The following is an 11,846-nucleotide window of genomic DNA, read 5'->3' on the forward strand; positions in this document are numbered from 1 at the left end:
CGCAGCCTATGGGCGCATGTTGAAGTGTTCGACGACGGGACCGAGGGCGAGCGTCGGCGCGTAGGTCAGAACACCGACAATGACGACGATGCCGATCAGGGTGGCGACGAACAGCCCGTTATGGGTGGGCAGGGTGCCCGCCGAAACCGGCACGGTCTTCTTCGCCGCCAGAGATCCGGCGATGGCCAGAACCGGGATGATGATGAAGAAGCGTCCAGCCAGCATGCAGATGCCAAGCGCCGTATTATAGAAAGGCGTATTGGCGCTCAGGCCGGCGAAGGCGGACCCGTTGTTGTTGGTGGCCGATGTGAAGGCGTACAGGATTTCGGAAAACCCTTGCGCTCCGGGATTGAAGATGCCCGCCTGGCCGGCCTTTGTCATGACCGCGACGGCCGTGCCGATCAGGATGAACAGGCAGGGCGCCAACATGGCAACGCTGGCCATCTTGATCTCAAAGGCCTGGATCTTCTTGCCCAGGTATTCGGGCGTACGACCGACCATCAGACCCGCGATGAATACCGTCAATATGACGAATATCAGCATACCGTACAGACCCGCACCGGCCCCGCCATAAATGACTTCGCCGAACTTCATAAGCAGCAGCGGCACGAAACCGCCCATCGGGGTAAAGCTGTCGTGCATGGCGTTGACGGCGCCGCACGACACCGCCGTGGTCGCTGCGGCAAAGAAGGTCGAACTGACGATACCGAAGCGCGTTTCCTTGCCTTCCATATTGCCGCCGGCCTGAAGGGCGCTTGCCGTCTGATCGATATGCAGGGCGGCAAAATGCGGATTGCCTCCCTGCTCCACCACCGTGCCAAAGACCATAAGCGGCACAAAGATGATCGTCATGGCCGCCAATATGGCGAAGCCCTGACGCCGGTCACCGACCATGACGCCGAAGGTATGGCAGCAGGCCGCCGGGATCAGCAGCAGGCCGATCACTTCAAGGAAATTGGTCAATGGTGTCGGGTTTTCGAAGGGGTGTGCCGAGTTGGCGTTGAAGAAGCCACCCCCATTGGTGCCCAGCATCTTGATCGCCTCCTGCGAGGCGACTGGTCCCACCGAAATCAGTTGATCGGCACCCTGCAAGCCATGGGCGGCGATCGATGGCGCAAATGTCTGGACCACGCCCTGCGAGCCGAGGATTACCGCCAGGATCAAAGATAGAGGCAGCAGGATGTAGAGATTGGCGCGGATCATATCAGTCCAGAAATTACCAATACCGCCCGACTGCCTGCGCGTCAGCCCGCGTATCAACGCCACCATGACCGCCAGGCCGACCGCAGGCGTGACGAAGTTCTGCACAGTCAGGCCGACCATCTGCGTAAAATAGCTCATGGCCGCTTCACCGGCATAGGATTGCCAGTTGGTATTGGTGAGGAAACTGGCCGAGGTATTGAAGGCCAGGTCAGGCGTCGTGCCCGGCATACCCTGCGGATTGAGGGGCAGGAGCTTTTGGCACAAGAGCATGACATAGAGGAGTACGAAGCTCACGGCGGAAAACAGCAGGACGGCCATGGCATAGGCCTTCCAATCCATATCCGCGTCGGGGTCTATTCCGCAGGCCTTGTAGAGCAGCTTTTCCAGCCAGCCAAAGACCGGCGACATCAGGTTTTTCTGGCCCTGGAAAACCTTCGCCATATAGCCCCCGAGGGGTATGACGCAGGCCAGCATAACGGCCATGGAAACGGCTAGCTGAAGCCAGCCGTTTCCGGTGAGAATTGAGGACATGACAGCCCCTTGTATCTATGGAAACATTTCGGGTTTTATCAGCGCGGCCAGCAGATAGCCGAGCAAGGCCAGCGTCACTATGCCGGCAGCGATATAGAGCGCGGTCATGAGCCGCTCTCACGCAGGCGTTCGCAGAACGCCACAAAAGCGGCGGAGATGAGGAAGAAGGTCACTCCGCCGAGGCCGAAAATAAAAGTCATGGAAAGGCGTCCTTGAAGACAGTGGAACTGGCTCTTCAATAGGCCTTGCGCCGTATGCCGGGCGTATAGATGCCAGTGGGCGGCGTATAGATTTCGTATAGGTCGCGACTAAAGCATATCCCGACCTGACTGAATCAGATCGGCGTCCTAGATCTTTGCTTTTACGCGTTTTTTCATCCGAAAAGTGCAACACACTTTTCGGAACGCGCTAGGTACGCAGTGTCCGATTGAACAGCGTCAATGTACGCTGCCAGGCCAGCTTGGCGGCCTCAGGATTGAAGCGAGGTGTCGTATCGTTGTTGAAACCGTGTTCCGCGCCGTCATAAAGGAAGGCCTCATAGCGGATGTGTGCGGCTTTTAGCGCCGCCTCATAGGCCGGCCATCCGGCATTGACCCGCGCATCATTGCCCGCAAAGTGCAGAAGCAGTTCTGCCTTGATGTTCGGCACGCCGTCCAGAGGCGGCGCGGCACCATAGAACGGCACCGCCGCCTTCAGCGTCGACAGGCGCGTGGCCAGCATGTTGGCCACGCCGCCCCCATAGCAAAACCCGACGACGCCTAAGTTGCCATTGCCTTCGGGCAGTGACTGCGCGTAATCGGCAGCAGCCATGAAATCTTCGCTTGTCTTCTGCTGATCCAATTGACCAAACGCTGCACGCGCCTTGTCTTCGTCACCGGGATAGCCGCCCAGCGGGGTCAGGGCATCGGGTGCGACGGCTATGAAGTTTTCCAGCGCCAACCGACGGGTGATGTCTTCGATATGCGGATTCAGGCCGCGATTTTCATGAACGACCAGCACAACGGGTAATTTGCGGTCGGCGCCAGACGGGCGGACAACATAGGCCTTGATAGCGCCGTAACCCTTGGGCGACGGGATATCGACATGCGACGCGAGCAAACGCGCATCGTCAGGCTTGACTTGCTGAGCCCGGGCAAAATTCGGCGTCAGGGCTGCAAGCGTCGCCATCGCGCCGGCGGCGCCAGCCGTATATCGGGCACAGCGGTCGAGAAAGGCGCGCCGGTCGATCATGCCATGCACGTACTTATCGAAAAGCTTTAAAACCTCAGGCTTGAATGCGGTCGAAGGCGGCATATCTGGCGTGTCGGTCATGGCTTGGCTCCGTTTTGCGCCGGGTTGTCGTATCACGTGACCGTCCAGAGCTTAACTGACATTTATGTCACCGGCTATGTCATCGCCGGACCGTTCCGGCGCTTCTGATCACATAGCCGCACAAAAAGCACCCTTCGCATTTTGGCTTTTTCACCCCTTTATATTAAGCCAATTGTTACCTGTATCCCTTACATGGCTGGTATTATCGTATTGGCATCGGATATTGATATCGTGGCAACCGAAACTCAGAATCTGAAATTCCTGAACGAACTTATCCAGGCGGACCAGCTCAGCGCAGTGCGACGCAGCATATTGATCTCGATACCGATCAATATCGCACTGGCCGCTATAATCATGGTCGTCACGGTTTTATACGGCCATGTTTTCGCAGGCGTCGCCTGGTTCGCCGCCACCTGCGTCATCAACGCCTTGCGGATCGGCCTGTGTCGGTCTCCCCTCCCCGGTTCGCCCGCGAAGGGGATTCTGGCCGGCCTGGCTCGCCTGACCACCGGCCAGCACCTGATGTTTGCGTCTATACTGGCCTTGATCTCAGGATCTATCTGGGCCCTGATGCCGCTACTGTGCGACGGCTACACCGCGCCACAAGCCGTGTTCTATCTGGTCGTCATCTGCGGTATCACCGCCGGCGCCGTCACGCACGGTAATGCCTACGCCATAATCCCGAGTTGCTTCATCCTCCCGCCCCTTTTGTCCATGGCGGGGTGTATGGTCTACGCTGGGGGCGTCGACCACATCGGCATTGCTTTCGCGACGATCCTGTATCTCGGTGCCCTTATCCGTTCGGCGCGCGAAAGCCATGCCCTGTTCCGCGAGGCCAGTCGCCGCAAGAACGAGGCGACCTCGCTGGCAGGGTCGCTTACCCAAGCCCACGCCCGGACGACCGAGATCGCCGAAGAAATGCACCGGCGTGCCATCCATGACACCCTCACCGGCCTGCTGAACCGGGCCGGCTTTGCCAATGAAGTCGAAACCCTTATGTCAGGCCTGCATAAATCGCTGTGCCTGATGATCCTTGATCTGGACGGTTTTAAATCTGTCAACGACGTCTTTGGCCACCGCGCGGGCGACGACGTGCTGATCGAGGTGGCTGTACGCTTGCGGCAAACCTTGCCGAACGGGTTTACCATTGCGCGACTCGGAGGCGACGAATTTGCCATCATCTTCGATCCCGAAGCCAGTTGCGTACAGCCCCGCGAAGTCGCCGACCGCCTGATATCGGCCATCGGCCGCCCGTTCCCCGGCTTCGATTCCGGCCGCGTCGGGGTGAGTATCGGCATACATCAGACACGCAATCGCGTCGGTTTTTCGGAAATGATGATCTGCGCCGACAGTGCGCTCTACGCAGCAAAGAGCGGCGGCCGCAATCGCCATTACATGTTCGATGAGCAGTTGAACAACCGCTTGAACATGAGAAGAGATGTAGAACGCGACCTACCCAAAGCCCTGGCGGACGGTCAGCTATACATGGTCTATCAACCGATCATGAATGAGGGCGGACGGCGCCTCAGCAACTTCGAAGCCCTGCTGCGCTGGGACCATCCGCGACATGGGTCGATCTCTCCAGTGGATATCGTCGAGATTGCCGCCGTTCTGGGGCTTTCTGAAGCCCTCATGAAGCATATTCTCACCAAGACAGGCGATATTCTGACCCGGCTGATGGCATTGGGACGAACCGATATCTGGGTCGCCGTAAATGTGTCGCCGCGAGAGATGTCACGGTTACCCGTCGACGCTTTTGTGCTCAACGCATTGAAGGCTCAAGGCATACCGACCTCAATGCTGGAAATCGAAGTAACGGAAGAAACCGCCATGGATATCCGGGCGGTGCAAGGCAAGCTGTCCGTTCTCAGCCAAGCCGGTATACGTGTGGCGATCGACGATTTTGGTGTCGGCTATTCCTCCCTATCGTCGCTGCGCCACCTCCAGGTCGACCGTATCAAGATCGACAACTCGTTCGTGACGGAATTAACCCGCTCATCGGCGGACCAGTTGATGGTTCAGGCTATTATTAACTTGGGTCACTCACTGGATATGGAGGTCGTCGCCGAAGGCGTAGAAACAGCCGAAATTCAGGCGATGCTGCAAACCTTCGGCTGCCGCGTCATGCAGGGGTATCATCTGGGGCATCCGATGACGCCCGATGTGGCGCTGAACTGGATGTCCCAGCTAGTGGCGAGCGAGAACCTTAAACACTCCGCACGCGATGCCAGTCAGGGGAGCCCTAGCTCAGCCTTGCCGGAGTTGCAGGCAATTTAGCCGCAGTTAGATAAGATGATAAGATAAGCATCTATCTTTAAAAGCTTTTTTCCATCGCACTGCTATCAATTAGTAAAGCGTCGCGAGTGGGCAAATTTGCCCGCGCAATCCCTACGCGGGCAAATCAAAGCCGAACTCCGGGCTTGGAGCGTATCCCGACCTGACGACATCAGATATACACTCCAACCCTTTGTTTTTAAGATATTTTCGGAAAGCCCTAGAACCTATAGGCCAACCCGATGGACGTCACTGCCGGATCAAGCGTGACCTTAGACTTCAAGGCGCCGTCATTGATGCGCGCATCCGTCTTGTAGAAGACCTTCTTGTAATCGACATTAAGCGCCCAATGGCCCTTCAGCGCGACATCGACACCCGCCTGCACGGCTGTGCCGGCACCGTTCTTCAATCTGACTTTGAACCCGTTCTTGTCCTTACCGCCGTACCAATCCATTAAGTTCACGCCGGCGCCGACATAGGGGCTGACTTTTCCGGCGGGATTGAAGTGATATTGCAACGTCACGACCGGCGGCAGAACCCAGGTGTCATGCACCTCTACGTTAGTCGAAGGGCCTACGGCGCTGATCTTGTGCTTCGACGTGCCCAAAATGCCTTCCACGGCGATGTGGTCAGTGAAGAAGTAGCTGAATCCGAGGGTCGGCACCGTGCTGTTGCCGACCGCTACGTTGAGCCCGGAATCGACGCCGGCCGCCGTCAGTATGTCGCCCTTTTCAGACGGAGCAACAACGGTCGCACGACCGACGATGACGAACTGACCGGCGTGCTTGGGCACGAAGGCCTCTTGCGCGTGACCAGCACCGGCAAGACCAAGCGCCGCTAAAGACCCTAAAATTACCATGGTTTTATAGGTATGTGTCATGACCGCGATCTCCTTTTTTAAATTGAGCGGATGACACGGTGTAGACCTTATTTCTTCTCAGTTGACCTGCGCATCCTGCCGCAGGGCGGATTGTCGCAGCACCTTGAAAAGCGCGATATTTTTGTCACTGCGTACCGGCTCACACCGTCAGCGAAGCCGGCCCGATTACCGGCGGTCAGCCGCGCCATCGCTATCGAATTGGAGAGAATCGTGGATGGCCGCCCTGGACAGCCAAGCATAGACGGTGAGCGCCGCCGCCCAGACAACCGCCACAGCAATACTGCCCAAACCCACATACCGGTAAGCCGTGGCGCCAGCTATTCCGCCGAGAATGAGTCCACCCCACAAGACAAGCCATGGCCCCCAGGCCCAACGGTCACCGCCCGTTACCGCGATGGCGAGTTTCTGGCTGACCTTGACAAGCGTACCGGTCATGTAGGTGACACCGACGACGACATCGCCCCGGCGTTGGAAGACGGCATTCTCAGCGCCCATAGCCAAGGTCAGGCAGGCAATCGCCACCAAGGGGACACCTGCAAGATGGCAAACCCAGCCGGCCCCAATCAATCCCGTAACCAAGCCCATGACCGTTATCGTGCGATATGCCGGATAAGCAAAATGACCGGCGAGCGTTCCTATGAATACACCGAACATGAATAGTCCGATGATGGTTGCAAGGCCGGCAATGATCCCGGCCTCACCGTGCGACAAGGCGACCGCCAATTGCGTGGAATTGCCGCTCATGAACGAGATGAAGGTACCATGCAACTCAAGGAAGCCCGTTGCATCGACAAATCCTGCTAAGGACGACAATCCAACCGCCAGCGCCATGGCACGTTTTTGTAGGGTATTCACAGTAGCGGTCCGCCTCTAAGTATTGTCTCCCGGGGCTTAGCGAACTATATCAAACCGATGCCCCGATAACAGCCCCATCAAAACAGCGACCTGCGCGTTTGCACCAGTTGCCGGTATGATGCAGCTTAAGACGTGAAGCTTATATCGCTTTCACTTAACGAATTGCGCAGACAGGCGATGACCTCGGCGCCAAGGTCAGTTTTTTGTCCGTAACGTTTTGAGGTAAGCAATAATGGCGGCGCGCTCTTGCGAGGTCCTGAAGTGCATCGGCATACCCGTGCCGGCATACATGGCTTCCGGGCCGGTGAGGAACTGGTCGAGCCGCTTCACTGTCCATACATCGCCGCTTTGACCGGCACGCTGTAGCGCCGGTGAATAGCTATAGCCGTCGACCGACCCTACACGGCGGCCAACAACACCAAACAGGGCTGGCCCGTTGTCATTGACCATATGCTGACTGTCATCGTGACACAGGCTACATTGTTGCGAGAATATCCGCGCGCCCCGCGCGACTTGGCCGCCCTCTACGCGCCCGGCATTCCCGTGTATTATTCCCGCCAACGCCAAAACATGTAATGTCAACATCATCTGTCGTTACCCTCTCAACCCTGATTAAGCCTTCAACCTTTGGTCGAGGCATAAGGTAAAGACTCTGGCATAAGGTTTGTCGAGAGCATTTGTTTCAAATCAAATCGGACATACATCGCCTTTCCTCGTGCCGCTGGGATGATGGCGCGCCAACGAAAGCCCAAACGGGAGCGCCGACCTGACGGTAGCAGATCGGCGCCATAATTTACTATTTTACAAACTGATTTATTCGCAAAGCATTCTAATGTTTGATATTTTTCCGGTTAAGATAGTCGATCAGCGGGCCGGGTTCGTCTGTCTGAATAACATTTACGCCCTTTTCGATCATCTCACCCCAAGCCTGGCCGGATATGCGCAGGGCATCCGTATCGCCACCCAGACCGATGACACTGATAACACCGACGGATGTCAGGCTATTGCCCCACAGGCGGATTTTGGCGTCATGGGTAATCTTGCCTATCGCTGCGAATTCATCCGGCGTCAGGTACACCATTTCAACCCCTATCAAACGGTGCTGCGAAGCGACCTGACGGGCGGCAATTCTGGTCACGTCAAAATTGGCAGGCGCAGCAGGCCAGTGACCAATAATGGGCATGAAGGGAACTGAGTCATACGGCGCCTGATCCACGATCGGGCTGACATCGTCAGCAATGACGCGTTTCACCAGGACATAGGGGGCCATGTTTTTGGCCTCTGCCGCAGCGATAACTTCCGGATAGATCTCTTCCTTGATATCCAGGTTGAGCAGAATACGACCCCGCGCGTAATCGAGGATTTCGTCGAGCGTGGGCACGGTTTGATCCGTCAGGGTCGGCGACATACTGCCCCCGAAATTCTGCCGGAGTTTCAATTGTTTGACCTGCGCCAAGGTCATATCGGCCAAGCGCCCCTTGCCATTGGTCGTGCGGTCCACCGTGGCATCATGCATGATCACCAGGGCGCCGTCCTTGGTGCGTCGCACATCAAGCTCCATCATATCGACGCCTAAGGACACGCAATGGTCCAAGCCCTCAAAAGAGTTTTCGGGCGTTGCCTCGAGATGGCTCTGAGGCGCCGCGTTATGGCAACCTCTGTGGGCGACCACCACAACACCCGCCTCTGGATCTTGGAGCTTCTGGCGCAAGGTCTCGGCCAGGGACGAAACGGCATGAGACGGGGCAGCCTGAACCCCGGGCGTGACAAGATTTGAAAGGCAAAATGCCAGTGAGAGAATCGTTACGGATTTGGAGCGCGACATATAAAACTTTCAAAAAGGGGCGCGGTACACACCGTCATCCGGGGTACCGCGCCGCCACGATAGGGGCAGTGGTAAACCGTGTCCGGGATTAGAAAACAGGCGTGAAACGAACGCCCAGCCAGAAGGTTGTGGGGACGGAATAGGTGTCCTTCAACAGGTTCTGGTTTGGCCCCAGAAGGCTGGTCAGGCGGGTGTGGGTCAGGTTTTGCACTTGGGTGAAGACCGAGACACCGGGCCGGACCTTATAGCTCGCCTGCAGATCCACCTGTTCGCGCGGCGCCCAGTACAGATCCTGCCAGGAAATGTCCGGGACGATGGCGCGCAAGGCCTTGCCCTGATAGTTATAGGCCACACGGACTTCGAGATTATCGTGGCTATAGAACAAGGTCAGATTACGCGTCTGATCCGGCTGACCAATCAGGCGCTTTAAGGTGCGCGTGCTCTTGTCGGACTTGAGAACATCAATCTCGCCGTTCAACGCCGTCCAATTGGCGCTGAAACCGAAGTCTTTGACCACCGGATGTATCCAGACCAGCGAGTTGACAATGACACTGGCCTCAATGCCCTTAACCGATGCACTTGATGCATTCACCGGCTGGGTTACCACGGCGTTGGCATAGGTCACGCCCTGATAGGTGTAGCCAATCGAGGCAGAGTTGAAAATTTCGTCCTTGATGTCCTTACTGAAGACCGCCAGCGAAACCAGCCCCCCCGTTGCTTTGGGCAGTTTATAATTCACGGCCAAATCGAGGTTAGTCGATAGACGCGGTTTGATTTCCGGGTTGCCGACGCTGACCGACACCCCGGTTGCATTGGCATTGCCCAGATCGCTCGCATTTGTGAAGCTGATGGAACTGCGGGCCGCATAGCTGTCGTAGGTCGGCCGGCCGATGGTCTGGCTGGCCGCCGCCCGGATGTCCAAATTGTCACTGATTTTATAGGTCGCCAAAGCTGACGGCAGTATAAAGCTGTAGCTCGAGCTTGTCGGCAATTTCGACCAGACCCCCGCAGCCTTCACGCGCCCAACCGTCGTTTGATCCGTAGAGTCGGAATGCAGACCAAATTGCGTCTTCAGCCGGTCGGTGCTGTAGGTCACCAAGCCGTAGAGGCCCAACGTCTTTTCGACATGTTCAAAATTGTCCTGGTTGCTGAAACCGCTTTGATCGGTTGTGTTTAAACCGCCGGCGGCCCGAACCACCTCGGCTTGTGCGACAGCTTTCCGCCAGTTTAGCGTCAGCAGATTAAGGCCGCTCTGGTTATATTTCAAAGGCGCATTCACTGAGCCGATCGCATCGGCGAGGGTCCCCAGAACAGCAGAGGTATTGGGCTCCAGATCGTTGCGATAGACGCTATAGGAGGGCTTGTCCTCCGTATAGCTGGCCCCGGCGGCATAGCCAAAACCCGGCGCGTCCGTATGCTTGCGATAATCCACCCGTACGCTTTGGATGGTATCTGTCGCGGAGCGCTTATAATCCGGACGATAATAGAGCAGCTTGTAGTTTGAGAGATTATACCAGGCACTGGGCGCGATGTTGAAGGACTGGTTCAGGCCGCTGGTGTCGTATGTGATCGCGTAATTCGGTGTGGCCGACGGCGTGGTGCCTGCGGCTGTTCCCGGAGCGCCGTTGATATTGCCCGTTGAATATTTGATCATCAGGATCGGCTCACGGTAAGTGGCCCGTGACGCGGTGGCGCGAACACTCAGGGTCGCATCATCAGCGATTTTCCAGTCCAACCCGCTTTGCAACAAGGCCGTGGCACTGGTCATCTTCTGTTCGGAGAAGCCAACCTCTATATCGCCGCCCGCATACTGACCGGATGTCGCTGTCTGATTGAGAATGGTGTTGCGGTTACGCGGGTCGATAATATTTTCATTGCGCTGCATATCATCGCGGAATTGATAAAAGCCGCCTGTCACGAAGCCATAGAGGGTGTCGGAGAATTTCGATTCGAATTTGGCCGTCAGACCCATGCGTGAGCGGCGGTCCTGAACATACCAGTACTTGTCCTGCTGGGGCACAGCGATCCCATTGCCAAGGTTGTTGCCGCTTTGCAGGACACCCGCTGCATTATAATAGCTTTCATGAATGCTATCGGTCGTCATGTGGGTGTCGGTCGTGGAATCCAGCGTCTGAAAGTTCGCCGACACGACAAGACCATACCTGTGCTCGGGCCCGAAGGTGAAGCTGCCCGTCGTGACAACCCGCCCGCCGATGGGGTTCTGGCTATTCGGTTTGGACACGTCACTGGCGCCGCCCAGGGCCGCTTCCATAGTGAAGAATGGACGGCCACCGCGCTCAAAGGCGCTGCGGGTCTTAAGGTCAATAGCGCCGCCGACGGCGTTGGGGTCGAGATTGGCGGTAAAGGTCTTATTGACCACCATTTCGCTGATCATTGACGATGGCAACAGATCCAGACGTACACCGCGGCCCACTGACCCTAGGCTGCCGTTCGGCGTGCCGGGGGAGGCAATCGGCGAGCCATCGATGGTGACATTGTTGTAGGCGGCGCCCAGGCCGCGGATGACCGGCGTCGTCGATTCGTCACGCGGATGTTCATTGTCCAGCGTCGGCAGGACCGCCAGACCGGGGACGCGACGCAGGGCTTCGACGATGGTTATGTCCGGCAAGGCCTGCACCTCGTTAGAACTGACCACATCGGAGACGCCGGCATGATTGAGTTTACTGGCTACGGCCTTGAGGTTCGAGCGCTTGATGCCGGTTACGACGATTTCTGTCGTTGCGCCTGACTCCGCCTGGGCAGAGTCAGAAGATTGGGCCTGCGCAAGCATCGGCACAGCTGACAGGGTTACCGTCAGAGCGGTGGCAATCGCCGTCGAACGTCGCAACGTGCCTTTGAAAGGTAATGGATAAAGCATGAAAGTGTCCCCTTTTAACGGCTCACCCTCTCAAGGCTCGCCTTACAATACATAATGCATAGTATTCTTTATGCATAACACTTTCGTGA

The 11,846-nt window shown here is 57.0% G+C and carries 10 protein-coding genes; 2 read left to right on the top strand and 8 right to left on the bottom strand.

Annotation, left to right across the window (positions count from 1 at the left end; all coding sequences use genetic code 11):
• Positions 1-6: 6 nt before the first annotated feature.
• The 3 genes from kdpA to RCJ00_RS19475 all read right to left on the bottom strand — a co-directional run bounded on the left by kdpA (position 7) and on the right by RCJ00_RS19475 (position 3,045).
• The gene (kdpA, locus tag RCJ00_RS19465) at positions 7-1,734 is read right to left on the bottom strand and encodes a potassium-transporting ATPase subunit KdpA (protein ID WP_316224018.1); all 1,728 of its coding nucleotides are present in this window, start codon (positions 1,732-1,734) and stop codon (positions 7-9) included.
• Between the two features lie 15 nt (positions 1,735-1,749).
• Positions 1,750-1,842: a K(+)-transporting ATPase subunit F gene (gene kdpF, locus RCJ00_RS19470; RefSeq protein WP_316224019.1), complete on the bottom strand. Its 93-nt coding sequence runs from the start codon at positions 1,840-1,842 to the stop codon at positions 1,750-1,752.
• A 300-nt stretch (positions 1,843-2,142) separates the two neighbouring features.
• Positions 2,143-3,045: a dienelactone hydrolase family protein gene (locus RCJ00_RS19475; protein ID WP_316224021.1), complete on the bottom strand. Its 903-nt coding sequence runs from the start codon at positions 3,043-3,045 to the stop codon at positions 2,143-2,145.
• Positions 3,046-3,237: 192 nt separating this feature from the next.
• Between RCJ00_RS19475 and RCJ00_RS19480 the strand changes: the two genes are divergently transcribed.
• Positions 3,238-5,322, top strand: a complete 2,085-nt coding sequence (locus tag RCJ00_RS19480) for a putative bifunctional diguanylate cyclase/phosphodiesterase (protein ID WP_316224022.1) — start codon at positions 3,238-3,240, stop codon at positions 5,320-5,322.
• 217 nt (positions 5,323-5,539) lie between these two features.
• On the opposite strand, the gene RCJ00_RS19485 is transcribed toward RCJ00_RS19480, so the two are convergent.
• From RCJ00_RS19485 to RCJ00_RS19500, 4 genes are all read right to left on the bottom strand, one after another.
• Entirely contained in the window at positions 5,540-6,199 is a 660-nt protein-coding gene (locus tag RCJ00_RS19485; RefSeq protein WP_316224023.1) for an OmpW/AlkL family protein, read from the bottom strand.
• Positions 6,200-6,364: 165 nt separating this feature from the next.
• Positions 6,365-7,054, bottom strand: coding sequence for a YoaK family protein (locus RCJ00_RS19490; RefSeq protein ID WP_316224024.1), 690 nt, complete (start codon positions 7,052-7,054; stop codon positions 6,365-6,367).
• Positions 7,055-7,249: 195 nt separating this feature from the next.
• Positions 7,250-7,642, bottom strand: coding sequence for a c-type cytochrome (locus RCJ00_RS19495; RefSeq protein WP_316224025.1), 393 nt, complete (start codon positions 7,640-7,642; stop codon positions 7,250-7,252).
• Between the two features lie 241 nt (positions 7,643-7,883).
• The gene (locus RCJ00_RS19500; protein WP_316224225.1) at positions 7,884-8,729 is read right to left on the bottom strand and encodes a glycerophosphodiester phosphodiesterase family protein; all 846 of its coding nucleotides are present in this window, start codon (positions 8,727-8,729) and stop codon (positions 7,884-7,886) included.
• On the opposite strand from RCJ00_RS19500, the gene RCJ00_RS19505 reads away from it, so the two are divergent.
• Complete coding sequence (locus RCJ00_RS19505; protein ID WP_316224228.1) at positions 8,703-8,831, top strand: hypothetical protein; 129 nt, start codon at positions 8,703-8,705, stop codon at positions 8,829-8,831. The genes RCJ00_RS19500 and RCJ00_RS19505 overlap by 27 nt on opposite strands.
• 136 nt (positions 8,832-8,967) lie before the next feature.
• Here RCJ00_RS19505 and RCJ00_RS19510 read toward each other — a convergent pair whose 3' ends face one another.
• Positions 8,968-11,757, bottom strand: a complete 2,790-nt coding sequence (locus RCJ00_RS19510; RefSeq protein WP_316224026.1) for a TonB-dependent receptor — start codon at positions 11,755-11,757, stop codon at positions 8,968-8,970.
• Between the last annotated feature and the right edge of the window lie 89 nt (positions 11,758-11,846).

It is taken from the genome of Asticcacaulis aquihabitans (assembly GCF_032490435.1).
In the GTDB taxonomy this organism is placed as follows: domain Bacteria; phylum Pseudomonadota; class Alphaproteobacteria; order Caulobacterales; family Caulobacteraceae; genus Asticcacaulis.